Consider the following 23,699-nt stretch of genomic DNA (forward strand, 5'->3'; position numbering starts at 1 on the left):
ACTCCTCACGGTATGCCCCCGCCTGCGCGTGATCCGTGCCGGGTCCCCTCGTGCCGTAGATCTGCCCCATATCTTGCACTTTGTCCTACGGTTCGGGCGGCCGGATGAGAGGCTCGGCGCACACGCACTCTCCGGGAGGGACGACGGATGACGGAGACGGTCACCAACTGGGCCGGCAACATCACCTACACCGCCAAGGAACTGCACCGCCCGCACTCGCTCGACGCGCTCAGGGCCCTGGTGGCCGAAAGCGCCCGGGTGCGGGTGCTGGGCAGCGGGCACTCCTTCAACGAGATCGCCGAGCCGGGACCCGAGGGCGTGCTGCTGTCGCTGGCCGAGCTGCCTTCCCGGGTCGACGTCGACACGGCCGCCCGGACCGTGCGGGCCGGTGGCGGCGTGCGGTATGCGGAGCTGGCGCGGGTGGTGCACGGGCACCGTCTCGCGCTGCCCAACATGGCGTCGCTGCCGCACATCTCGGTGGCCGGATCCGTCGCCACCGGCACCCACGGCTCGGGGGTGACCAACGGCTCGCTGGCCGCGCCCGTGCGCGAGGTGGAGCTGGTGACGGCGGACGGGGAGACGCTGCTGATCGGGCGCGAGGACGCCCGGTTCGGCGGGGCGGTGACCTCACTCGGTGCGCTCGGAGTCGTCACCGCGCTCACCCTGGCTCTGGAGCCGGCCTTCGAGGTCGAGCAGCATGTCTTCACCGAACTCCCTCTGGAGCGGCTGGAGTTCGAGACGATCGCCGCGATGGCGTACAGCGTCAGCCTGTTCACCGACTGGGCCGCGCCGGGCTTCCGGCAGGTGTGGCTGAAGCGGCGCACCGACCAACCGCTGCCCGGCTTCCCCTGGGCGGCGCCCGCGACGGAGAAGATGCACCCGGTACCGGGCATGCCCGCCGTCAACTGCACCGACCAGTTCGGGGTCCCGGGGCCCTGGCACGAGCGACTTCCGCACTTCCGGGCGGAGTTCACCCCGAGCAGCGGCGCCGAGCTCCAGTCCGAGTACCTGCTGCCCCGGCCGTACGCCATGGATGCGCTGCGCGCGCTGGACGCGATCCGTACGACGGTGGCGCCGGTGCTCCAAACCTGCGAGGTGCGGACGGTGGCCGCCGACGAGCAGTGGCTGAGTCCGTCGTACGGCCGTGAGACGGTGGCGCTGCACTTCACCTGGGTCGAGGACACGGCGGCCGTGCTTCCGGTGGTGCGGCGGGTGGAGGAGGCGTTGGAGGGTCTTGAGGCCCGGCCGCACTGGGGGAAGGTGTTCACCATGCCGGCCGAGGTGCTGCGCGAGCGGTATCCGCGGATCGGTGACTTCCGGGAGCTGGCGCAGTCGCTCGACCCGGGCGGCAAGTTCGCGAACGCGTACGTGCGCGACTTTATAAACCCCCTTTCCTAACCCCTTGTCGAAAGTCCCTCGCAGCCCATAGCCTTGCGCCGCGCCGGTGCCGCTGTCGACCCGGCCTGCGAGAAGGGACGGGGGGCAACTCCGGTGAAGCGCACATCACGTGACATCCGCACCGCGAACCGCTACGAGGTGCTGCGCCAGATCATCGCCGCGTCGCCCACCTCCCGGCAGGAGCTGGCGGCCGCCACCGGGCTGAGCCTCGCCACGATCGCCACGCTCGTCGGGGAGCTGCTCGACCTCCGGATGATCACCGAGGTCGGCTTCGAGGACTCGGCGGGCGGGCGGCCGCGCGGGCTGGTCGCGGTCAACGCGTCGGGGGGCGCGTTGATCGGCGTCGACATCGCGGAGACGTACGTCCATGTCGAGCTGTTCGACCTCGGGCTGAACGTCCTGGCCCGCGCCGAGGAGGACGTCCGCCCCGGCGAGAGCCTCCCCGAGCAGGTGGTCAGCCATGTCACCGCCGCCGTCGGCTCGGTGGTCACGCAGGCCGGGGTCGAGGGCGCGCGGGTGCTCGGCGTGGGGGTGAGCGTGCCGGGGCAGGTCGACCGGGCCACCGGCACCTCGGAGTACGCGCCCAACTGGGACTGGCACGAGGTGCCGCTGCTCGACCTGCTCACCGAGCACATCGCCTACCCCCTGTATCTGGACAACCCGCTGCGCGCCTCCGCGGTGGCAGAGCTGTGGTTCGGGGCCGCGCGCGGGCGCGGGGACGCCGTGGTGGTCAACCTCGGGACCGGCGTGGGCGCCGGGCTCATCCTGGGGAGCGCGCTGCACCGGGGTGTCAGCAACAGCGCCGGCGAGTGGGGCCACACCACGATCGTCCTGGACGGCAGGCTGTGCCGCTGCGGAAAGCACGGCTGCGTGGAGGCGTATGTCGGCGCGTCCGGAATCATGCTGACCCTGCGGGAGTTGAGCCCCGACAGCACGCTGCTGCACCCGGAGGACCAGACGGCCACCATCGCCGCGCTGGCCCGGGGGGTGCGGGCCAACGACCCGGTGGCGCTCAAGGTGGTCCGCGACACCGTCCGTTACCTCGGTACCGGCATCGCCGACCTGGTCAATCTGTTCAACCCCGAAGTGGTCGTGCTCAGCAGCTGGGTCGCGACCGCACTCGGCGAGCCCCTGGTCGCCGAGGTGCGCGAGGCCGTCGCCCGGCACGCGCTGCCGCGGCCGATGGCCGCCACCGAGATCGTCCTCTCCCCCATCCCGACCGACCCGGTGTGCCTGGGCGCGGCGACGTTCGCGCTGGAAGGGGCACTTCAGTCGGTCGGGCAGAGGAATGCACGACCGAGCACCACCAACGCAAGGAGCCGTACCGCACCACCTTCATGACGACGGAAGGGATGCACGTGACTCACCCCCACCCGAGACGACCGGCTCTCCTGACAGCGGCAGCCGCACTCGCTGTCGCCGGTCCGCTCATATCCGCCCCGCCCGCTTCGGCCGCGACCCCCGTGGCGGCCGAGATCTCCCCGTACGCCGCGCAGACCATTGACGACATCGGTGCCTCCGGCGCCTGGTGGGTCAACGACCTGAAGAACTTCGACCCGAAGGTGCAGGCCCGGGTCGCCGAGCTGCTGTTCTCCTCGGACGGCCTGGACCTCAGCAACTACCGCTACAACATCGGCGGTGGCGGTACGGCGGTCACCACCCCGTCCCGCGCCCCGGAGGACTTCCGTAACGACGACGGAAGTTACGACTGGTCCAAGGACGAGGGCGGCCGCACCTTCCTCGCCTACGCCGCGAAGTACGGCGTCGAGGACCTGGTCGCCTTCGTCAACAGCGCGCCGGCCGAGTGGAAGACCAACGGCAAGAGCTGTGGCGGCCATCTGAAGGCGGAGAACGAACAGGACTTCGCGAAGTACATCGCCGACGTCACCGACCACTTCGCGAAGCTGGGCCAGGAGTTCGACTACATCAGCCCCTTCAACGAGCCCACCAACAGCTTCGACTCCTGCGGTCAGGAGGGCATGCTCGTCGACGTCCCGCAGCGCGACGACATCGTGCGGGCCCTCGGCGCGGAGCAGGAGGCGCGCGGGCAGCGGACCGGCATCATCGCCGACGAGTCCACCAGCACGGTGAAGTTCAACGACGAGGTCCCGCAGTGGATCTCGCAGCCGGGCACGGCGCAGTACGTCGACAAGCTGGCCCACCACACCTACGACAACCCCAGCGACGCCAACCGCGCCAAGGTCTACGAGACCTCGAAGAAGGTCGGCATCGAGTCCTGGTCGACGGAGATCTGCTGCTTCGGCAAGGGCGGCACGGGCTGGGCTCAGGAGTACGACCCGAGCATCGACGGCGGTCTGAACCTGTCCCGGATCATCCACAAGGACTTCGCGGTCGCCCATGACTCGGCTTTCCACTGGTGGGTGGCCCTGTCCGAGATGATCGGCACCGACCCGTACGCGAGGAACGACTCGGGCTGGAACGACGGTCTGATCTACTACGACCCGAACTACGCCACCAACGGCAACCAGACCCTGTACTTCACCAAGCGGTACTACGCGCTCGGCCAGTACAGCAAGTTCGTCAAGCCCGGCTCGGTCGCGCACAACGTGACCGGAGTTCCCGACGGCGTCGAGGTCAGCGCCTACGACCGGAAGGGCAAGTGGGTCGTGGTGGTCAACAACCACAACGCGACGGACACTTCGCTGGATCTGCACTTCAACAGCGACACCCAGCTCAGGGCGACCCAGGCCGTGCGGACGTCGGCCACCGAGGACTGGGCGCACGTTGCCAAGCCGTCGGTGAGCGGCGGCACGGTGTCGGCATCGCTGCCGGCGCGGTCCATCACGACCTACGTCCTCGACCAGAAGGGCGGGGGCAGTTCGGCCGTCACGGGCGCCTGGCAGGGCAAGCAGTCCGGGAAGTGCCTGACGGCGGCGGTGACGATCAGCACCTGCACGGGCGAGGACGCGCAGAAGTGGTCGTACGACGAGAAGGGCGCGCTCAAGGGCGCGGGCGGCTATCTGACCGCCGGGAGTTCGGGGCTCACCACGAGCGCCGAGTTCACCGGAGACGCCTCCCAGCGCTGGCTTCTGAACTCCAACGGACAGATCGTCAGCGAGGCTTCGGGCCGGTGTCTGGACGTCGGCGGACAGGCGACCGCGGACGGCAGCAAGGTGGGTCTGTGGACCTGTAACGGCGGGACCAACCAAGCATGGTTCCGACAGTAACCAGTAACGCCTGAAGGGGAGTTGCGGGCCGCTGGTGCGGCGGCCCGCACTCCGTCACGTCCGGAATTACGAACGCTATGCAACGCTTCGAACAGACTTCGTCCAACCCCTTGCCGAAGCCTTAGCCGAAGGTTAACGTCCCGCACCGCAAGCCGCAGCCGCACGAGAGACAAGGACGTCAGCATGTCGGCAATGAGGAACAGCAACTGGGACCGCCGCACCGTTCTGCGCGCCGCCATGGGCCTGGCCGCCGCCGGCGGCCTCGCCGCGTGCGGCGGCAACAACGGCCGTGGCGGGGGCTCGGGTTCGGGCAAGAACCTGGTGCAGTACTTCCACGCGTACGGCGAGCAGGGCACCGAGCAGGCGATCAAGCGGTACGCGAAGGCGTACAAGGACGCCAACGTGAGCACGCAGTGGATCACCGGCGAGAACTTCGAGAGCAAGCTGTTCTCGGCGCTGCTGACGGACAAGGCCCCGGACCTGTTCGAGTTCCACCCGCAGATCCAGCTCATCCGCAGCGGACAGGTGGCGGACCTGACCGACATCATCGACCCGGTCAAGGACGACTTCAACCAGGCCGACATCGCCTCGCACACGGTCGACGGGAAGATATACGGCGTCCGGATGATCGACGACCCGCAGTTCTTCTTCTACCGCAAGTCGCTGCTGGAGAAGGCGAACGTCGAGGTGCCGCAGACCCTTGACGAGCTGATCGAGGCCGCGGCCAAGCTCACCACGGACAAGGTCAAGGGACTCTTCCTCGGCAACGAACTGGACCCGATCGCCCGCCCGTTGATCTGGGCGGCCGGGGCAGACACCCTCGACGAGAAGAACGAGATCGCCTACCACACCGACGGGGTCAGGGAGGGCCTGGTCAAGCTGCGGAAGCTGTTCACCAGCGGCGACCTCCTCCTCGGCGCCCCGACCGACTTCTGGGACCCCTCCGCGCTCAACCAGGGTCTGACCGCGATCCAGTGGTGCGGCATGTGGGCGATGCCTGCGATGCAGGAGGCGCTCGGCGACGACCTCGGGATCTTCCCGTTCCCGAAGGTCACGGACACCGGCAAGCCCTCGGTCTACAACGGCGGCTGGTCGATGTTCGTCAACGCCAAGAGCAAGAACGTCGAGGCGGCCAAGGAGTACGTGAAGTGGCTGTGGATCGACCAGAAGGAGTACCAGGAGGACTGGTCGCTCTCCTACGGCTTCCACATCCCGCCGCGCACCTCGCTCGCCGAGTCCGCCGACAAACTGAAGTCGGGGCTGCCCGCCGAGGGCGTCAAGCTCTTCAACGAGTACGGGCACTTCGACAACATCGGCTTCACCCAGGCCATGCTCGACGCGGTCGAGGACGTCCTCGGCGACTGCGTCCGTGACAACGGTGACCCGGAGGCCGCGCTCGACAAGGCCGACGGCAAGGTCAACCGTGAACTGAAGAAGCTCTTCGGATAGGCCGTCGGACGGGTATCCACGACATGTCGACCATCACCAGGAGCGGTGTCTCGCGCCCCGCTCCGGCCAAAGCCCCGAGGGGCCGGTCGCGGCGGGGGCTGCGGGGCAACCCCACCGCCAACTTCTGGCTCTTCACCGGCCCGTTCCTGATCGGGCTGGCCCTCTTCGTCTACGTCCCGATCGGCTGGAGCCTCTGGCTCTCCTTCTTCGACGCCCGCTTCACGGTCACACCGAGCGAGTTCATCGGCTTCGAGAACTACCAGTACATGCTGACGAACGACGACTTCGTCGGCTCGCTCATCACCTTCACCGTCTTCGCCGCCTTCATCGTGCCCACCACCTGGGCGTTCTCGCTGTCCCTCGCCCTGCTGGTGAACCGGCTGCGGTTCATGCAGGCGTTCTTCCGGTCGGTCTTCTTCCTGCCGACCGCGGTGAGCTACGTCGCCGCCGCGCTCATCTGGAAGATGTCGATCTTCAGCGGTGTCCGCTTCGGCCTGATGAACACCGTCCTCGGCTGGTTCGGCGCCGACGGCATCGCCTGGCTGGCCAGCCCCGACCCGCCCTGGTACTGGCTGGTCCTCGTCACCGTGCGCCTCTGGCTCCAGGCCGGGTTCTTCATGATCCTGTTCCTGGCGGCGCTCCAGAACATCCCGCAGGAGCTGTACGAGGCCGCCGCCATCGACGGGGCCAAGCGGGGCCGGCAGACCTTCTGGTACATCACCCTGCCCCAGCTGCGCGCCACCTCGACGGCCGTGATCCTGCTGCTCCTGGTGCAGGCGTACCAGGCCTTCGACGAGTTCTTCAACCTGCTGTCGAACGCCACCTGGGGCCGTCCCCCGCTGGTCGAGCTGTACTACATCGCCCTCGGCGAGAACCAGGACTACGGAGCCGGCAGCGCGGGCGCGATGATCCTGACGCTGTTGATCTGTGTCGTGACCCTGCTCCAGGGCAAGTTCTTGGGCTTCGGAAGGGGGGATGAGTCCAAGTGACCACCACCGCACCTCAGTTGAAGACACCGGCCACGCCGCGCCGGGCCCGGCGCCACGGCGTGATGGGCTCGGCCGGGCTCTATCTCGCCACCTCCGTGGCCGCCTTCCTCTTCCTCGTCCCCTTCTATCTGATCGTCCGCAACGCCCTGATGACGGACCGGGAGATCACCGGCGAGGAGTGGAAGTTCTTCCCCACCGACATCCAGTGGGGCAACATCACCGAGCCGTTCGACGACACCTCGGTGGACTTCGCCCGCTCCCTGTGGAACTCGGCGCTCGTCGGCACCCTGCACACCGTCGGCACCCTGCTGGTCTGCTCGCTCGCCGGCTACGGCCTGGCCCGCATCCCCTACCGGCATGCGAACAAGGTCTTCTACGCCGTTCTGGTGACCCTGATGGTGCCGACCGCGGTCACCTTCGTACCCAGCTTCGTGCTGGTCTCGTCGCTGGGCTGGGTGGACACCTACCGGGGCCTGATCATCCCCGGCCTGTTCAGTGGTTTCACCTGCTTCCTGTTCCGGCAGTACTTCCTTGGGTTCCCCAAGGAGCTGGAGGAGGCGGCGCGCGTGGACGGGCTCGGCTACTGGGGCGCGTACTGGCGTGTCGTGGTGCCGAACTCGCTGAACTTCTTCGCGGCCATGGCCACGATCACCTTCATCAGCGGCTGGAACTCCTTCCTGTGGCCGCTGGTCATCGGCCAGGACCCCAGCGCCTGGACGGTCCAGGTGGCGCTCTCCTCGTACATGACCAACCAGACCGTCAACTTCCACCTGATCTTCATGGCCACCGCCATTTCCATCCTGCCCCTGGTGTTCGTCTTCCTCTTCCTCCAGCGCTGGCTCGTGCAGGGGATCGCACAGACCGGCATCAAGGGCTGACGCCCACGCATCCGAGACATGGAGACCGATGTCTTTCCGCAACACCACCTACGTCGAGGACGTCTCACCGGGCAGCGGGGCCCTGCCGCCTCGCGCCTGGTATGCGTCCTCCGACGCCAAGTCCCTCTCACTCAACGGAAGTTGGCGGTTCCGACTGTCGCCGACGGCGGACGCCGAGGACGACTCCTTCGCCGCCGAGGGGTACGACGCCGAAGACTGGGCCTCGGTCACGGTCCCGGGCCACTGGGTCCTCCAGGGCCATGGCGCGTTCGGGGCGCCGATCTACACCAACCACCTCTACCCCTTCCCGGTGGACCCGCCGTACGTCCCGACGGACAACCCCACCGGCGACCATCTGCGCGTCTTCGACCTGCCCGAGGACTGGCCCGGCGCCGGCGACGCCGTGCTGCGCTTCGACGGCGTGGAGTCCTGCGCCCGGGTCTGGCTGAACGGCACCGAGCTCGGCGAGTTCAAGGGCTCCCGACTGCCGCACGAGTTCGCGGTCGGGCGCCTGCTGAGGCCGGGCGGCAATGTGCTGGCCGTCCGGGTCCACCAGTGGTCCGCGGGCTCGTATCTGGAGGATCAGGACCAGTGGTGGCTGCCCGGCATCTTCCGGGATGTCACCCTGCTGCACCGCCCGGCGGGCGCGGTGGGCGACTTCTTCGTGCACGCGTCCTACGACCATGTCACCGGCGAGGGCACGCTTCGGGTGGAGTCCGAGGTCGAGGGTCGGGTGACGGTACCCGCCTTGGGGATCGATGTCGCGACGGGCGAGTCGGTGACGGTCCCGGTGGAGCCGTGGAGCGCCGAGATCCCGCGACTGTACGACGGTGAGCTGGCCACGCTCGGCGAGCGGGTCCCGCTGCGCATCGGCTTCCGTACAGTCCTGTTGGAAGACGGCCTGATCAAGGTCAACGGCAAGGCGATCCTGTTCAAGGGCGTCAACCGGCACGAGTGGCACCCGGAGAAGGGCCGTGCGCTGGGCCTCGCGACCATGCGCGAGGACGTCCTGCTGATGAAGCGGCACAACCTCAACGCGGTCCGCACCTCCCACTACCCGCCGCACCCCGCCTTCCTCGACCTCTGCGACGAACTGGGCCTGTGGGTCATCGACGAGTGCGACCTGGAGACCCACGGCTTCACCGAGCAGGACTGGCGCGACAACCCCGTCGACGACGACCGCTGGACCCCGGCCCTGCTGGACCGCGCGGCCAGGATGGTCGAGCGGGACAAGAACCACCCGTCGGTCGTCTTCTGGTCGCTGGGCAACGAGGCCGGCACCGGACGCGGTCTGACCGCGATGGCCGAGTGGATCCACGGCCGCGACCCCGACCGCCTGGTCCACTACGAGGGCGACTGGGACTGCCGGAACACGGATGTGTACTCGCGGATGTACGCCTTCCACGACGAGGTCGAGAAGATCGGGCGCGGGCTCGACGGCGGCACCCACAAGCGGCGTGAACTCCCCTTCATCCAGTGCGAATACGCCCACGCCATGGGCAACGGCCCCGGTGGACTCGCCGACTATCAGGAGCTGTTCGAGCGGTACGACCGGCTCCAGGGCGGCTTCGTCTGGGAGTGGATCGACCACGGGATCAAGCACCCCGATCTCGGTTACGCCTACGGCGGCGACTTCGGCGAGGAGCTGCACGACGGCAACTTCGTCTGCGACGGGCTGATCTTCCCGGACCGTCGCCCCTCCCCCGGTCTGGTCGAGTACAAGAAGGTGATCGAGCCGGTCCGCATCGAGGGCGACGGCGCGGACGGCACCGTACGCGTGGTCAACAAGTACGACTTCGCCGACCTGTCGGCGCTCGCGTTCGAGTGGTCGTACCAGGTGGACGGCGAGACCGTCGAGGCGGGCGCGCTGTCGGTGCCGGCGTTGGCGCCGGGCGAGTCGGCCGACGTGAAGCTGCCCGAGCCGCCCGCCCACGGCCGGGACGGCGAGGCGCAGTGGACCGTACGCGCGCTGCTGGCCGCCGACACCGTGTGGGCGTCGAAGGACCACGAGGTGGCGTGGGCCCAGCTCCCGGTGACCGAGCGGATCAAGCCGTCCGTCGCGGCGAGCGACCGCCCGACCGCGAGCGAGCGCCTGATCTGTCTCGGCCCCGCCTCCTTCGACGCCCGTACCGGCGCGCTGAAGACCATCGGCGGCGTCGAGGTGACCGCTCCCCGCCTGGACGTGTGGCGGGCGCCCACCGACAACGACGACGGCGCGGAGTGGCAGTCGGACACCCGCTACGGGTTGCTGTGGCGCAAGTTCGGCCTGCACCGCATGCACCACCGCCTGGACGCCGTCGAGTTGGGCGAGAGCGCGCTCACCGTGCGCACCCGGGTGGCACCCGCCGCCTGGGAGATCGGCCTGAGCACGGTCTACCGCTGGACCTCCGACGGGAACCGGCTGAAGCTGACCGTGTCGGTGACGCCGGAGGGCGACTGGACAGTGCCGCTGCCCCGGCTCGGCATCCGGTTCGGGCTCGCCGAGGCGGACGCGGTGAGGTGGTTCGGTGGCGGACCGGGTGAGGCGTACCCGGATTCGCAGTCGGCGTCGATGCTGGGCCGTTGGCACTCCACCGTGGACGAGCTCCAGACCCCGTACGTCCGCCCGCAGGAGAACGGCGCCCGCGCCGACGTCCGTTGGGTGGAACTCGGCGGTCTGCGCATCGAGGGCGACCCGGAGTTCTGGTTCACGGCGCGCCGCTGGACAAGCGAACACCTGGACGCGGCCCGACACCTCACCGACCTGACGCCGGGCGACCGTGTCTGGGTCAACCTGGACCACGGCCAGCACGGCATCGGCTCCCAGTCCTGCGGCCCGGGCCCGCTCCCGCAGTACCTCCTGCGGGCGGAGCCGGCGGAGTTCTCGTTCGTGTTCTCGGAGGTCCGCTGAAGGAAGCGGGCGCCACGGGAGACGACCTCTGCCCCGGGCGTCGTGTGGTCCCGGCCGGCCGCGCCGCTGCCGGGACCGCAGGACGTCGAAGCGCAGGAATCGCCGGTCCCGCCACAGCGACCGTCCGGCCGCGACGGTGCCGCTCACGCGGGCGGACCGTCGGAGGCCTCCGGCAGCGCGTACCCGAGCAGCCGGACGCCCCTGGCGCCGTCCGGTACCTCGGCCGGATCCCGCGTCGCACAGGGCGCGACCAGCGCCTCGAACGCGTCCTTGAACGCGACCGGTTCCTCGGGGGTGACGACGACGCGGGTGTTGTTGGAACCCGTGACCCGGGCCCATTCGGGTTCGAGCTCGGGCGCGGTCCCGGTCAGTCGGCGCATCGGGAGTTCGGCGGTGCGGGCGAACATCTCCGCCGCCGGCACCAGGGCGGCCGCCCGGCCCTCGTCGTCCTCGGGCACCTCCACCCGGAAGCCCCGCGCCACCGCTGTTTCTCAGTCAGTCACGCTCGCTGGGGTGTGAGGCCTCAACACCGTGGTCGCGGGCGTACGCAGCCAGGATCTGTGGCCGACGGCCTTCTGTGTGCAGGAAGCGTTCGTCGAGGACGGCGGCGAGGTCGTCGAGGGCGGCGGCGAGTACGGCGGAGGCGATGCGGGCGGCCGGGTGCCGGGACTGCCTCGTCCGGTCGGCGAGTTCGGCGGCGTAGCCGATGTTCGGGGCGAGTGCGGTGTCGCCTGTGCCGTCGTGGAAGTAGTAGGACTCGGGGTACTGGGCGAAGTCGACGCTGACGCGGGCGAAGTCGGCGGCCAGTGTGTCCAGCACCGTCGCTCCCGCGTCGGAGTTGAGCTCCTCGTCGGTCAGTCCGGCGCACCGCAGATGGCAGATGCGCAGGGCCAGCGTCCGGCGGCGGGCGAGGGCGGGGAAGATGCCGAGGACCCAGGAGACCGTGGCGGTCAGCAGCGCGAAACCGACCAGCGACTCCAGGGGGGCCACGACCCGCAGCCAGGCCTCCGCCGGGGCGATGTCGCCGAGGCCGAGGGTGCCCACGATGACGAGGGAGATGTAGAGGGCGTCCACCGGCCGGGAGTGCTCGGCCGGCTCCAGCGTGCTGGAGAAGACGAAACCCTCCGGCATGTGCGGCCAGTAGATCACCGCCCAGCCCAGGGCCACTCCGCAGGTCCACATCGCCACCACGCACGCCATGCCGAGCGGTCCGGCGACTCCCGCGGCCCGTCGGCGGGGGCTGGTGCGGGCGGAGAGCCGCCACAGCGCCGTTATGACGATCCTGCTCAGCCCTCCGTGGCGGGTCGGGTGCCACAGCGTGTGGAACACGTCCCGCAGGATGACCATGACCACCACCGCGCCGACCAGCGAGATCCATCCGGTCATGCGTCCTCCTCAGCCGCACCGGTACCGGCTCCAGCATGCGGCCGACCGGAGACCGGGCCGAGTACATCCGCCCGGTGTCCGGGTGGGGAGGGTGACAGGTGGACCAATCAGTGATCCGCGCAGCACGGCGTCGGATCCGGTACCTCGAACGGGACCAGGACACCGCCCACCGCGGGCATCGCGGACAGCACCAGGGTGCCCGACTGCCAGTGGGGGCGGACATGGTCCCGGGTCAGGAGCCGGGTCCCCGGGTCCGGGGGCTCCGCGGCGCCCAGGACCGTCACCCTGTCGATCGCGGAGCGGCCGAGCAGCTCCGCGATCGTCAGCGTGCCGGTGAGCGCCGCGGAGCCGGGGTACGCCACCGCTCGCCCGACCGCGTCCGGCAGCCCGGCCGTCACCTCGTGACCCTGGCCGGTGAGCGCCTCCCGGGCGGTGCGCAGGAGGGGCTCGGACGGCAGCGTGAAGGACAGCGCGACGCGTGGCCGGTCGTCGCGCACCAGATGCGTGCAGCCGAACATGCCCTCGGGGAGGGCGAGTTCGGCCGCCAGCTTCAGGAGCAGATGATCGGCCGCGCGCAGATCCCTCAGGTCCGGGTCGACGGTGAGGGCGTACCCCGGTGTCACGACGGCAGGACCCACACCGGGTTGGAGTAGAACCACAGGTCCACCCACGGGTCGGCGTCACCGACGACGTCGATGGCCGGGCCCGCCGGGTCGACCGCCGCGCCCATCGCGCCGACGGCGGACCGGTTGCCGTCGGTGCCGCGCAGCCGGACGTACAACGGCCGGTCCACACGGCCGAGTTCGTACGTCAGGCGCACGGTGCCGGACGCCTTGTTCACCTCGTACGACTTGACGACCTTGGCGGTCGGCGCCGCGAAGGTGTCCTTGTCCGCCGCCGCGCCCGTCACATCGCCCTGGATGACGTCGACGCGCGCCAGCTTCGGCAGGAAGCCCGCCCAGTTGGGGCCGCCGGCCAGCGCGATGTCCACGCTCAGCGTGACCTGCGTGCCCTTCTGCACATGCAGCGCCCCGCCCAGCGTGGCCCAGCGGCTGCCGCCGGAGACACGGACGTCGAGGCCGCTGATGAGCCGGCCGTGGTCGACCCAGATCCGGCCGGCCCGGATGCCGTCCATGACGGCGGCGTAGGAGAAGCCGTCGGCGCCGACGTGGGTACGGCTGTACTGGCCGGGCCAGTAGTCGCCCTGGGTGATGTCGATCTTGCCGCCGTAGACCGGGTCCTCGTAGCGGCCGTTGGCGTTGAAGTCGCTGTTCGGGCCGCGGACGGCGGTGTCGGCGTACACCTGGTGGGAGTCGGAGTTGGCGGTGATCCACCACGGCTTGCCCTCGGCGAGGAGGCTGTCCCACAGCCCGCCGACGGTCGCGGTCATCCAGTCGAAGCCGCCCCAGGTGCGGTAGCTCTCCGGCGGGTACCCGGCGAAGGAGTTGGCGCTCGGGTTGTTGTCGTAGATTCCGCGGGCGCGGGCCATGCCGAGCGGGGCGGGGATACCGGCGGCCTGGTGGCCGGGGGCGCCCTCGAAGCCGACGGCGATCTGCCGGTCCGCGCCGGTCGCGTCACGCCAGCCGCGGATCTCGTGCGGGGAGTCGACACCGCGCCGCGCCGGGTGGTTGGCGAGCATCAGCGCGTCCTTGACCTTGCGCCGCTGCACCTGCTCCGCGAGGAAGTTCAGGCCCGCGATGGCGAGGGCCTCGTTGGCGGGCGTGGAGTCGGAGGCGCCCTTGACGCTGCCGTCGTAGTCCGTCTCGAACTGCTTGAGGACGGAGACCTCGTTCCTGCCCGGGTGGACGAAGACCGTGCCGTGCTCGGCGGCCGGGATGTTCCACTCCAGGCCCTGGAAGACGAGGGTGTCCTCGTAGGCGGCCCGGGCCTCCTGGATGTCCGGGTTGACCTTCTCGACGCCGATCTTGGCGTGGGTGGCGCTGCCGTGGTCGGTGATAACCAGCCAGTCCATGCCGTGCTTGGCGCCCTGGCGGACCTGGTCGACGACCCGGTACTTGCCGTCGCTGCTGTACTGGGTGTGGATGTGGTGGTCACCGGCCAGCCACAGGAAGCCGTCGGTCCTGCGCCCGGCGGGGGCCGCCGCGGCGGGCGTCGTCTGGGAGGCGAGGACGCCGCCGGCGGCCAGGCCCGCGCCGAGCAGGCCCGCGCGGCGCAGCAGCGAGCGGCGCGACTGCTGCTCGGGGGTGAGCGCCTCGTCGGGGACGTCGACGTCGAAGGCGGCGGGCAGCGCCGTCACCTCCGCGTGGTCGTGGTCGTGTCCGTGGTGATGGTGGTGGTGATGCACGTGTGCGTGACCGTGTCCCATGACGCCTCCCGGTTGCCGCTGCCTTCCGCGGCTGCCTTCTACGGCGCGAACCGCGCCGCGTGTGGAGGATCAAGGCGAAACGTGAACGTTGAACAAGCGGTGCGTGGACGGCGAGTGCCCCGCACACGGCGGATCGCCACGCCTCTCACGGTTTCCCCAACGTACCTTGCACGTCACACCAGTTGACATCGAACCTGAGCTCCGTTCACCTTCACCCTTGGGTATCCGCCCGCTCCCCCACCCGACGGAGACACCCCCACCATGAGACGAGTCCTCGGCACCCTCGCGGCCGCCGCGCTGGCCCTGACCGGCCTCACCGCCACCGGCGCCGCCCCCGCGACGGCCGCCACCTCCAGCTCCTTCGACGTGCTGACCTACAACATCGCGGGCCTGCCCCTCGGCCTCGGCGACAGCGACCCGGAGACCAACACCCCGCTGATCGGTCAGCTCCTCGGCCCGTACGACATCGTCAATGTGCAGGAGGACTTCAACTACCACGCCTCCCTGTACGCCAACGACACCCACCCGTACCGCACGGCGACGAGTGGCGGCGCGGGCATCGGCGACGGCCTGAACACCCTCTCCGACTACTCCTTCGAGGACTTCGAGCGGGTGAAGTGGAACAACTGCACCGGCACCAACTGCCTCACCCCGAAGGGCTTCTCGCTGGCCCGGGTCCGCCTCGCCGAGGGCGTCTTCGTGGACCTGTACAACGTCCACACCAATGCCGACTCCGACGACGCCGCCCTCGCCGCCCGCCGCGCCAACATCGAGCAGCTGTCGGACTTCATCCAGGCCAACTCCGCCGGCAACGCCGTGATCGTCATGGGCGACACCAACACGCGGTACACGCGCGCGGGCGACAACATCCGCACGCTGCTGTCGGAGAACGGCCTGAAGGACCCGTGGGTCGACCTGGTCAAGGGCGGAACCGCGCCCGCGCAGGGCAGCGACGCCCTGGTCTGCGACGCGGCCGCGCCGACGAACGACTGCGAGGTGGTCGACAAGGTCCTCTACCGGGGCAGCGACCTCGTGTCCCTGAACGCCACCCGCTACCACAACGAGTGGGCGTCCTTCCTCCGCAGCGACGGCGAGCACCTCTCCGACCACTTCCCGCACACGGTCGGCTTCTCCTACACCCTCGACTCGTCCCTCAGGGCGAGCGACTTCTTCGGCGGTCCGCACGGCACGGCGTTCAACGACGCCGACGATCTCCCGGCCACCGTCTCTCCCCGCACCCTCACCCTGCGCGGCGCCTCCCGCCTGGACGCCGTGTCGCTCACGCACGACGGCGGTACGACGCTGGCCCACGGCGGCACGGGCGGCACCGCCACCTCCCTGACCCTGGCCTCCGGGGAGCACCTCACCTCAGTGAAGCTGACGCGGGGTCAGAAGGACGGCCGTACCAGGATCTTCTCGGCCGCCTTCACCACGGACAGGGGCCGGAGCCTGTCGGCCGGTACGGCGACCTCCGACACGAAGACCTTCACCGCCCCGTCCGGCTGGCAGATCGTCGGCTTCACGGGACGGTCGGGCGCCGAGATCGACAAGCTGGGCGTGCTGTACGCGCCGATCGGCTGAGGCCTTAGGGGGCCGGGGCCGAGGCACCGGCCCCCTCATTCGCTGTGCAGCACCTCGGCGACGGTCAGCCGCGCCGCCCGCCTCGCCGGTACGAGCGCTCCCAGCACCGCGATGGCGATCCCCACGAGGGCCAGTCCGGCCAGCGCCGGGGCCTGCCAGACGTCCGTCATGTACGCGGGCAGCGTGATGTCCACCGCGTCCGCCATCCGCGGTACGACCAGGTCGTACCCGACGATCCCGAGCGGCACCCCCAGCAGGGAGCCGAGCGCTCCGAGCACCGCCATCGAGGTCACCGTCATCACCGTGACCTGGGCCGGGGTCATACCGATGGACTTCAGCATGCCCAAGTCCCTCCGGCGGTCACGGGTGTTGAGGACGACCGTGTTGAACACACCGAGAGCGGCGACGAGGGCGAGCATCAGGGTGAGCGCGGTGGCGGAGCCGACGACGGTCTGGGTGACGGAGTTGGAGCCGGACAGGGACGGCGACACTCCTGGGTCGGCTGCGCGCACGGCTCGCGCGTAGGCGTCCTGGTGGGCCCCGTCGCGGAGCTTGACGTGGTAGGCGATGGGTTCCTCGTCCGGTGCCAGTGCGGTGAGCGTCGGCCAATCGGCGATGATCAGCCGCGCGTTGCTCTCCATCGCCTCCCCGACGACGTGCACCCGCTCGCTGCGCTCGCCCCGCTCCAGGCGGAGACTGTCGCCGACGCGCAGCCCGTTCTGGCGCAGGAAGGCGGATCCGGCGACGATCTCGCCCCTCGCCCGGGTCCAACGGCCCTCGGTCAGCACGCTGTCGAGCCGCGGCCGGTCACCCCGGCGCCCTTCGAGCACCACCTCGTGCGAGGAACCCGCCATCCGGACGTCGACATCCACCCGCGCCGTGACTTCACGGGCACCGGGCAACTCCGCGAGCAGCGCATGGAGTTCGTGGTCCCCGTGCTTCGGCCTGATCTCCTTGCCGTTCTTGACGTTGCCGACGTACACGGTGACTTGGTACGCGTCCCGACCGGCGTTCCCGAACCGGTCCATCGTGGTGGCGAGGCCCGTCGCGAAGGTCACCGTCGCCGCCCCCAGGACCACGGCGGCCAGTGTGAGCACACTGCGCCCCGGGCGGGCGAACGGCAGTCCCATCCCGAGGCTCACCGCCCGTGGCAGCCCGCTGCCCGCGAGCCGGCGCTGGATGCCGAGGGCCCGTCCGGCACGCGGCGCGCTGCCCGCGCTGATCGCCCGTGCGGCGGACATACGGTGGGCGCGCAGCGCCGGGGCGAGCGCGGCGAGGACGCACACGGCGGGCATGCCGAGCAGGGCGAGGAGGTTCACCCAGGCGGCGATGGAGACGCTGCCGTGGAGCATCCCGGCGTCGGGTCCGGAGAACACGAACTCGAAGAACGGCCGCGCCAGCAGATTGCCCAGGGCCGTGCCCAGCGCACAGCCGAGGAAGGCCGGGACCGAGATCATCGTGAGGTAGACCGCGACGACCTGCCCCGGCGTGAACCCGAGCGCCTTGAGCACCCCGATGTGCCGGAAGCCGGAGATCACGGCGCCGCTGACGACATTGGCGATGATCAGCACGGCCACCGCGATCCCGAGGACACCGAAGGCCATCAGATAGGGCGTGTACGCCCGCGCCGAACTGCTCACCCGGTCCTTGAGGGTGAGATACGACCAGGAGGCGGTCAGCGCGTCGGCGGGGAGTTCCTCGGTCACGGCGTCGAGCCCATCGCGCAGCCGCTCCTCGGAGGAGGCGTCGGCGAAGCGGAACAGCAGCTGTGCGGTCGTAGGGCTGAGGGCTTCTGCCTGTTCGGGGGTGACCCAGGCGTCGGCGGTGCGGCTGAGGTCGAAGGCGAATCCGACGATGGTGAGGGTGGGGCCCGAGGGGACCTGGATCGTCTTGCCGAGGTCGTCCGGGGCCCAGTCCGCATCGCGGTTGAGGACGACCTCGCCGGGCCCGGTGACCCAGCGCCCCGACCACACCTCCAGCCGGTCCACCGGCGCGTCGGGCTCGGCCCGCCCCACGACCGTGATCTCGCCGCCGAGGCCGAAGTTCATGGAATCCTGGGGCAGTTCGACCGAGGCCTGGGCGAAGGGCCCGGCGACGGCCTCGACTCCGGGCTGCCGGGCGGCCCGCCGAAGCTCGGCGTCCGACACCGCACCGGTGTCGAAGGCGGCCACGACATGGGGGCCGCGCTGCTTGCCGAAGGCCTTGTCGAAAGGGGCGGAGGCGGCGTCGACCAGGCCGAGGGCCACTACCAGCGCCGCCGTCGAGGTCAGCGTGACCAGCGCGATCACGACGGTCTGGAGTCTGCGCCGCCGTACCGCCGCGCGGGCGGTACGCCACACCGCCCTCATGCGGACGGCTCCAGGGTGTGCTCGCCGGTGACCCGGCCGTCGGCGAACTCGACGATGCGGCCGGCGCAGCGGCGGGCGAGGTGTTCGTCGTGGGTGACCAGGATCAGCGTCTGGCCGATCTGGTTGAGGTCGATCAGCAGGTCCATCACCTGTTCCCCGGACCGGCTGTCCAGGGCGCCGGTCGGCTCGTCGGCCAGCAGCAGGGCGGGGCGGTTCATCAACGCCCGTGCCACGGCGACGCGTTGGCGTTCGCCGCCGCTGAGCACCGCCGGGTAGGCGTTTCGGCGGTCGGCGATGCCGAGCTCGTCGAAGAGTTCCAGGGCGCGCCGGCGGGCCTGCCGGGCCGGGGTGCCGGTCAACTGGGCGGCCAGGGCGACATTGTCGAGCGCCGAGAGGTCGTCGATGAGATTGAAGAACTGGAAGATCATGCCGATCCGGCGCCGCCGGTACAGGGCGAGCCCCTTCTCGGAGAGCTCCCCCACGCTCTCGCCGTGCACCTCGACCGTGCCGGCGGTCGGCCGGTCGAGCCCCGCGATCATGTTGAGCAGGGTGGACTTGCCGCACCCCGAGGGCCCCATGACGGCGACGGCCTCCCCCGCCCCGATCCGCAGCGACACCCCGTCCAACGCCGTCGTCTCGCCGTACTCCTTGCGCACACCGTCGAGTCGTACGACGGCCCCGCTCTCCTCAGTGACCATGCCCAGGACGCTACGGCGGACCGGCGGCGCGGACATCCCTCCCGGGATGGCACCTCGGCCGGCGCCTCATCCTGGGGATGCAGCCGCTGCATCCCCAGGCCGATGCGCGTGTGCCGACCGTCTGCCAAGGTGAACCCGTGTGGGAGTCGACAGCACTGGTCGCGGCGTGCGCCGCCGTGGTGTGCCTGGCGGTGGCGCTGGTGCGGACCCGACGGCGTTGGCAGGCGGCTGTGGGGGAGCGGGGATGGCTGCTCGAACGGGAGCGGGAGAACGCGGCACGTGCCGCGGTCGCGGCCGAACGGGACCGTATCGCCCGCGAGTTGCACGACATCGTGAGTCACAACGTCAGCCTCATGGTGGTGCAGGCCGGGGCGGCACGGGAGGTACTGGGCACCATGCCGGACGAGGCGGCGACGGCGCTGCGCGCGGTGGAGGACGCGGGGCGCGGCGCGATGACGGACCTGCGGCATCTGCTGGGCGTACTGGCACCGTCGCAGGACGGCGAGGACGTCCTGACCCCGCAGCCGGGACTCGACCGGCTCGGCACCCTCGTCGACCGGGTCTCCTTCGCCGGACTGCCGGTGGAGGTACGGATCTCCGGCGAGGCGCGCCCGCTGCCGCGGGGGGTGGACGTGACGGCGTACCGGATCGTCCAGGAGGCCCTGACCAACGCCCTGAGGCACGGCGAGGGCGGCAAGGCCGAGGTCACCGTGCGGTACGCGGATCACGCCCTGCGCGTGGAGGTCCTCAGCACCGGGCCGAGCGTCCTGACCGGGGACGCCCCGCCGCGGGTGGCACGGCAGGGGACGGGGCGCGGGCTGCTGGGGCTGCGGGAGCGGGTCGCGGTGTACGGCGGTGATCTGGACGCCCGCCGGCGGATCGGCGGTGGTTACCGGGTCCGGGCGCGCATTCCGCTGGACCGCCCGTGACGGCGCCCCGGGTGCTGGTCGTCGACGACCAGACGCTGATCCGGACCGGTTTCCGGCTGATCCTGACCGCGCGCGGCATCGAGGTGGTGGGCGAGGCGGCGGACGGCGGGGAGGCGGTGTCGCTGGCGCGCGAGCTGGCGCCGGACGTGGTGCTGATGGACATCCGGATGCCGACGATGGACGGCCTGGAGGCAACCCGCCGGATCCTCCAACGCGCGCCGTCCTGCCGGGTGTTGATGCTGACGACGTTCGACCTGGACCACTACGTCTATACGGCCCTGTCGATCGGGGCGAGCGGCTTCCTGCTGAAGGACGTGACACCCGATCACCTGGCGGCGGCGGTACGACTGGTGAACACCGGCGACGCCCTCCTGGCCCCGTCCATCACCCGCCGCCTGGTGGAACGCTTCGCGCAGACCTCTGCCGCACCCACCACCCCGCCCGCGTCCCTGGAGGCCCTCACCCCTCGCGAGCTGGAGGTGCTGACGCTGCTGGGCCGCGGCCTGTCCAATACGGAGCTGGCGGCGCATCTGACCCTGAGCGAGGCGACGGTGAAGTCGCATGTGGCCCGTATCTTCGCGAAGTTGGCACTGCGCGACCGGGCGCAGGCGGTGGTGCTGGCGTACGAGACGGGCCTGGTGAAGCCGGGAGCGAATGACCGAGATTCCTAGACTCCCTAGGTTATAGGCTAGGGCTCACAGGAAGGGAGGTCACCCCATGCCCCGAGTGGGTCTCACCGCCGACCGCATCACCTCGGCCGCCGCGGACCTGGCCGACGAGGTCGGCTTCGAGAAGGTCAGTCTGTCGGCTCTGGCGCGGCACTTCGGTGTGAAGGACGCGAGCCTGTACTCGCACATCAGGAACCTTCAGGACCTCAGGACACGGATCGCGCTGCTCGCGGGCGGGGAGATGATCGACCGGATCGCCATGGCGGTCGCGGGCCGGGCGGGCAAGGACGCGCTGAAGGCATTCGCGGACGCCTACCGGGAGTACGCCCTGGACCACCCGGGCAGATACGCGGCGACCCAGATCAGCGTGGACCAGGTCCTGGTGACGGACACCCCCGCCCTGCGCCGCACCGCCGAGATCACCTACGGCATGCTCCGCGCCTACGGCCTGGAAGAACCCGACCTGACCGACGCGGTACGCCTGCTGCGCAGCACCTTCCACGGCTACTGCGCCCTGGAGTCCGCGGGCGCCTTCGGCGCACCCAGGGACGTACGCCGCTCCTGGGACCGGGCGGTCGAGGCGCTGCATGTGGCACTGGAACACTGGCCGAAGCAGGAGAGGACCGATGGCGGGTCTTCAAAGTTGAGCAGTGCGGAGATGTCCCCGGGCTCGGCGGGTGATGTCGCAGCGCATCCGTAGGCGCTGGTTGTCCGCGTTGCGGAAGCCGAACGCGATGCCGGCGACGAGCTTGATCACGCGGTTGACGCCCTCGCTCTTGGCATTGCTGTGCCCGGTGTCGATGAACGCTCCGATCTCCGGCCACCAACGGTCGACGGCGGTGGCGAGCTGCCTGACCTCGGGGATGTCGGAGTCCGCGCACCAGGTAAGTAGGCGTTCAGGCTTCGAAGCGCAACATCATCGCGTCGTACACAGGCGCGTCGGGAAACGGCCGCACCTCGCCGAACCACTCGTAGCCCCACTCCTCGTACAAGGCTCGCACCTTCGGGTGGTCCCGCTCGACAAGTAGCGTCACCCGCTCCTCGTGGCGGCCGCGCAACAGCGCGTCATGGATCTGTCGCGCCGCGCCCGTGCCGCGGACCTTGCCCACGACCATCAGTTCCGACAGCGTGAACGTGCGGCTGCCGGTCTCCTCGGTCGCGCCCTCGGACACTGCGGTGCGCAGGCCGTTCCACCATCGGGTAGTCGGCTGCAGGGTGCAGCCGTACGCGTACCCGACCGGGGTGTCGTCGAGGTAGCCGACGACCGCAGCGAACCCGGGGACCTCCGTGTTCCAGCCGAGCCGTTCATCGAACCGGGCCACCGAGTGGAAGTCCTCGCCGAGCCGGTCGGCGTAAATCTCGGCGTACACGTCGAGCAGCTGCGGCCGGATGTCTCCGAGTCCTGCCGCGTCCCTGCGCTCCAGCCGTAGCCCGTCCACGCCTCACGCTCCCGTCCGCCTCGTTCGTTCCAGGAAGTCCGCCGCCTCGGGGACGCTGCCCGCGTAGCGACGCATCTGCTGCCTCAGGTCACTCAGCCGTCCTCGTACCCGGTCGCTGTGCACCCGCTCCGCCATGGTGGCCGCCTGCCCCGCCTCGTCGGCGGCATGCTCGACGTCTCCGCCGTCGAGGAGGGCCTGTGCCCGCTGCAGCGTGTAGTAGACGCGGTTGCGTGCGAAGCCCGCCTCCAGCATGCCGAGCGCGTCTGCCGTCAGTTGCTGCGCCCGCCCGTACTTCCCCAGGGCGTGGTGCGCGGCGCCGGCGAGGCCGGTGAGCTCGGCGGGGGTGAGGAACGACAGCCACGCCGCAGGCTCGCCGCTGGCGCGCCCGTACGACGTCTCGGCGCGGGACAGGGACCGCTCGGCGCGCACCCGCTCGCCGACGCGGGCATGGCCGACAGCCTGGCGGCAGTGCAGCAACGCCATGAGCCGCGGATCCGTCTTGGCCTGGCGGGTTTCGACGGCCGCGCGGCCGATCCGCAGCGCCTCCTGGTCGCGGTCGCGGAGACGCGCCTGCATCGCCAGATTCGACCACACCCGGGCCTGCAGTTGGCCGTCCCCGGCGAGCATGCCCGCCTGCAGCGCCTCGTTGTACAGGCCGGTCGCAGTCGCCTGCCGTCCGGCGTCGTAAGCGAACCACCCCGCCGAGGCGGCGAGATCGCCCGTGGCGGCGTACAGGGCGCGCTCGACGCGCTCGCCGTAGGTGCAGTGGTTGAGCGCGTGGTGAACCTGCTGCAGGGCCTGCACGGCGACCTCGTGCAGGGCGCCCCCACCGAGCGCGTGGTCGTAGCCATACAGGGCGGGGACGATCGCGCGGATCCGTTCGACGTCACCAGTACCGAGGCGGCCAGCGGTGGGGATGGCGTCGAGGCCGAGAGCGGCGGCGAGACCTACCGCGATGAACTCCCGTCGTCGCACCGGGCGCTGCTCCTTCGCGCGCGCCGGCCGCGGCGGGGGTGGGGCCGGTACGCGTGACGACTTGCGCGGCATGAACCCCATGGCCTCCGGGCTGCGGCCGAAGATTTCCTGAAGCGGCAGAAGGTAGCGGGACCACGGCCACTGCACGTCCCCGGCGATCCAGCGGCGCACGTGCCGGTCCGTGCACTGGGTGGGCTTGCCGAACGTGTCCTCGGCGGTCTGATTGACCTCGTCGGCTAACTGGGTGTGGGTGTAGCCGAACTCGGTCAGCAGCGCCTCCAGCTTGGTGTTCCGCTGTCTGGCCACGGCCGTCCCCCATCGCGTGCTTGCGTCCCTCGACGGTAGCCCTACCGCCTTTCGTCCCCGGGTAAAACTGTCCGGTCCGCGGTGGGTAACTGCCCTGGTTCTGTCCTGATCAGCGACAGGACACTTCCGGTTTCCTCAGGTAACGACGAAACCCGGCGGCCGCTGTGAACGGCCCCGGGCGTGGCCGACTGGATGGAGTCGACATGGCCGAGAGTACGCAGACCCCATCGCCCGCGCGCAACCCCGAAGGG

Annotated in this window: 20 protein-coding genes; 11 read left to right on the forward strand and 9 right to left on the reverse strand. The window is 70.3% G+C overall.

Annotation, left to right across the window (positions count from 1 at the left end; translation table 11 throughout):
• The first annotated feature begins 147 nt into the window (after nucleotides 1–147).
• The 7 genes from H4N64_RS34930 to H4N64_RS34960 all read left to right on the forward strand — a co-directional run bounded on the left by H4N64_RS34930 (nucleotide 148) and on the right by H4N64_RS34960 (nucleotide 10,792).
• Nucleotides 148–1,398: a D-arabinono-1,4-lactone oxidase gene (locus H4N64_RS34930; protein WP_186286548.1), complete on the forward strand. Its 1,251-nt coding sequence runs from the start codon at nucleotides 148–150 to the stop codon at nucleotides 1,396–1,398.
• Nucleotides 1,399–1,491: 93 nt separating this feature from the next.
• Nucleotides 1,492–2,739: an ROK family protein gene (locus tag H4N64_RS34935; protein WP_186286549.1), complete on the forward strand. Its 1,248-nt coding sequence runs from the start codon at nucleotides 1,492–1,494 to the stop codon at nucleotides 2,737–2,739.
• Nucleotides 2,740–2,750: 11 nt separating this feature from the next.
• Nucleotides 2,751–4,586 carry a glycoside hydrolase gene (locus H4N64_RS34940; RefSeq protein ID WP_186286550.1) on the forward strand — a complete coding sequence of 612 codons (1,836 nt, stop codon included), beginning with the start codon at nucleotides 2,751–2,753 and terminating at the stop codon, nucleotides 4,584–4,586.
• 183 nt (nucleotides 4,587–4,769) lie between these two features.
• The gene (locus H4N64_RS34945) at nucleotides 4,770–6,035 is read left to right on the forward strand and encodes an ABC transporter substrate-binding protein (protein ID WP_186286551.1); all 1,266 of its coding nucleotides are present in this window, start codon (nucleotides 4,770–4,772) and stop codon (nucleotides 6,033–6,035) included.
• Nucleotides 6,036–6,058: 23 nt separating this feature from the next.
• Nucleotides 6,059–7,024, forward strand: a complete 966-nt coding sequence (locus H4N64_RS34950; protein ID WP_186286552.1) for a carbohydrate ABC transporter permease — start codon at nucleotides 6,059–6,061, stop codon at nucleotides 7,022–7,024.
• Complete coding sequence (locus H4N64_RS34955) at nucleotides 7,021–7,902, forward strand: ABC transporter permease subunit (RefSeq protein ID WP_186286553.1); 882 nt, start codon at nucleotides 7,021–7,023, stop codon at nucleotides 7,900–7,902. The genes H4N64_RS34950 and H4N64_RS34955 overlap by 4 nt, the downstream gene beginning before the upstream one ends.
• Nucleotides 7,903–7,930: 28 nt before the next feature.
• On the forward strand, nucleotides 7,931–10,792 hold the full coding sequence (locus H4N64_RS34960) for a glycoside hydrolase family 2 TIM barrel-domain containing protein (protein WP_186286554.1): 2,862 nt from the start codon (nucleotides 7,931–7,933) through the stop codon (nucleotides 10,790–10,792).
• 143 nt (nucleotides 10,793–10,935) lie between these two features.
• Here the strand turns inward: H4N64_RS34960 and H4N64_RS34965 are convergent, their stop codons facing one another.
• From H4N64_RS34965 to H4N64_RS34980, 4 genes are all read right to left on the reverse strand, one after another.
• Nucleotides 10,936–11,274, reverse strand: a complete 339-nt coding sequence (locus H4N64_RS34965; protein WP_186286555.1) for a hypothetical protein — start codon at nucleotides 11,272–11,274, stop codon at nucleotides 10,936–10,938.
• 13 nt (nucleotides 11,275–11,287) lie between these two features.
• Nucleotides 11,288–12,178: a potassium channel family protein gene (locus tag H4N64_RS34970; protein WP_186286556.1), complete on the reverse strand. Its 891-nt coding sequence runs from the start codon at nucleotides 12,176–12,178 to the stop codon at nucleotides 11,288–11,290.
• A 107-nt stretch (nucleotides 12,179–12,285) separates the two neighbouring features.
• A complete protein-coding gene (locus tag H4N64_RS34975; RefSeq protein WP_186286557.1) occupies nucleotides 12,286–12,801 on the reverse strand; it encodes a hypothetical protein in 516 nt (171 codons plus the stop codon).
• Nucleotides 12,798–14,504, reverse strand: coding sequence for a PHP domain-containing protein (locus tag H4N64_RS34980; RefSeq protein ID WP_186286558.1), 1,707 nt, complete (start codon nucleotides 14,502–14,504; stop codon nucleotides 12,798–12,800). Before H4N64_RS34980 ends, H4N64_RS34975 begins: the two co-directional genes overlap by 4 nt.
• Nucleotides 14,505–14,765: 261 nt before the next feature.
• Between H4N64_RS34980 and H4N64_RS34985 the strand changes: the two genes are divergently transcribed.
• Nucleotides 14,766–16,085, forward strand: a complete 1,320-nt coding sequence (locus H4N64_RS34985) for a jacalin-like lectin (protein ID WP_186286559.1) — start codon at nucleotides 14,766–14,768, stop codon at nucleotides 16,083–16,085.
• Nucleotides 16,086–16,120: 35 nt separating this feature from the next.
• Here H4N64_RS34985 and H4N64_RS34990 read toward each other — a convergent pair whose 3' ends face one another.
• On the reverse strand, nucleotides 16,121–18,433 hold the full coding sequence (locus tag H4N64_RS34990) for an ABC transporter permease (protein WP_186286560.1): 2,313 nt from the start codon (nucleotides 18,431–18,433) through the stop codon (nucleotides 16,121–16,123).
• Complete coding sequence (locus H4N64_RS34995; RefSeq protein WP_186286561.1) at nucleotides 18,430–19,131, reverse strand: ABC transporter ATP-binding protein; 702 nt, start codon at nucleotides 19,129–19,131, stop codon at nucleotides 18,430–18,432. The genes H4N64_RS34990 and H4N64_RS34995 overlap by 4 nt, the downstream gene beginning before the upstream one ends.
• A 137-nt stretch (nucleotides 19,132–19,268) precedes the next feature.
• On the opposite strand from H4N64_RS34995, the gene H4N64_RS35000 reads away from it, so the two are divergent.
• From H4N64_RS35000 to H4N64_RS35010, 3 genes are read left to right on the forward strand one after another with little or no spacing between them, the layout of a single operon-like run.
• Complete coding sequence (locus H4N64_RS35000; protein ID WP_186286562.1) at nucleotides 19,269–20,060, forward strand: histidine kinase; 792 nt, start codon at nucleotides 19,269–19,271, stop codon at nucleotides 20,058–20,060.
• A complete protein-coding gene (locus H4N64_RS35005; protein ID WP_186286563.1) occupies nucleotides 20,057–20,731 on the forward strand; it encodes a response regulator in 675 nt (224 codons plus the stop codon). The genes H4N64_RS35000 and H4N64_RS35005 overlap by 4 nt, the downstream gene beginning before the upstream one ends.
• A gap of 46 nt (nucleotides 20,732–20,777) precedes the next feature.
• Nucleotides 20,778–21,428, forward strand: a complete 651-nt coding sequence (locus tag H4N64_RS35010; protein WP_260860157.1) for a TetR/AcrR family transcriptional regulator — start codon at nucleotides 20,778–20,780, stop codon at nucleotides 21,426–21,428.
• On the opposite strand, the gene H4N64_RS46970 is transcribed toward H4N64_RS35010, so the two are convergent.
• From H4N64_RS46970 to H4N64_RS35025, 3 genes are read right to left on the reverse strand one after another with little or no spacing between them, the layout of a single operon-like run.
• Nucleotides 21,366–21,593, reverse strand: coding sequence for a transposase (locus H4N64_RS46970; protein WP_186286569.1), 228 nt, complete (start codon nucleotides 21,591–21,593; stop codon nucleotides 21,366–21,368). The genes H4N64_RS35010 and H4N64_RS46970 overlap by 63 nt on opposite strands.
• Before the next feature lie 31 nt (nucleotides 21,594–21,624).
• Nucleotides 21,625–22,167 (reverse strand): GNAT family N-acetyltransferase, encoded by a 543-nt coding sequence (locus tag H4N64_RS35020; protein WP_186286564.1) that lies wholly within the window; start codon nucleotides 22,165–22,167, stop codon nucleotides 21,625–21,627.
• A gap of 3 nt (nucleotides 22,168–22,170) precedes the next feature.
• Complete coding sequence (locus H4N64_RS35025) at nucleotides 22,171–23,448, reverse strand: hypothetical protein (protein WP_186286565.1); 1,278 nt, start codon at nucleotides 23,446–23,448, stop codon at nucleotides 22,171–22,173.
• Nucleotides 23,449–23,699: the final 251 nt, after the last annotated feature.

The sequence above is a fragment of the Streptomyces cupreus genome (assembly GCF_014257025.1).
In the GTDB taxonomy this organism is placed as follows: Bacteria; Actinomycetota; Actinomycetes; order Streptomycetales; family Streptomycetaceae; genus Streptomyces; species Streptomyces cupreus.

Bases quoted from the DNA above. Each gene is read 5' to 3' on its own strand.
- H4N64_RS34960 (WP_186286554.1), top strand. From the start codon at position 7,931: ATGTCTTTCCGCAACACCACCTACGTCGAGGACGTCTCACCGGGCAGC.
- H4N64_RS34940 (WP_186286550.1), top strand. From the start codon at position 2,751: ATGCACGTGACTCACCCCCACCCGAGACGACCGGCTCTCCTGACAGCG.
- H4N64_RS35010 (WP_260860157.1), top strand. From the start codon at position 20,778: ATGCCCCGAGTGGGTCTCACCGCCGACCGCATCACCTCGGCCGCCGCG.
- H4N64_RS34945 (WP_186286551.1), top strand. From the start codon at position 4,770: ATGTCGGCAATGAGGAACAGCAACTGGGACCGCCGCACCGTTCTGCGC.
- H4N64_RS34985 (WP_186286559.1), top strand. From the start codon at position 14,766: ATGAGACGAGTCCTCGGCACCCTCGCGGCCGCCGCGCTGGCCCTGACC.
- H4N64_RS34995 (WP_186286561.1), bottom strand. From the start codon at position 19,131: ATGGTCACTGAGGAGAGCGGGGCCGTCGTACGACTCGACGGTGTGCGC.
- H4N64_RS34950 (WP_186286552.1), top strand. From the start codon at position 6,059: ATGTCGACCATCACCAGGAGCGGTGTCTCGCGCCCCGCTCCGGCCAAA.
- H4N64_RS34970 (WP_186286556.1), bottom strand. From the start codon at position 12,178: ATGACCGGATGGATCTCGCTGGTCGGCGCGGTGGTGGTCATGGTCATC.
- H4N64_RS34930 (WP_186286548.1), top strand. From the start codon at position 148: ATGACGGAGACGGTCACCAACTGGGCCGGCAACATCACCTACACCGCC.
- H4N64_RS34980 (WP_186286558.1), bottom strand. From the start codon at position 14,504: ATGGGACACGGTCACGCACACGTGCATCACCACCACCATCACCACGGA.
- H4N64_RS34990 (WP_186286560.1), bottom strand. From the start codon at position 18,433: ATGAGGGCGGTGTGGCGTACCGCCCGCGCGGCGGTACGGCGGCGCAGA.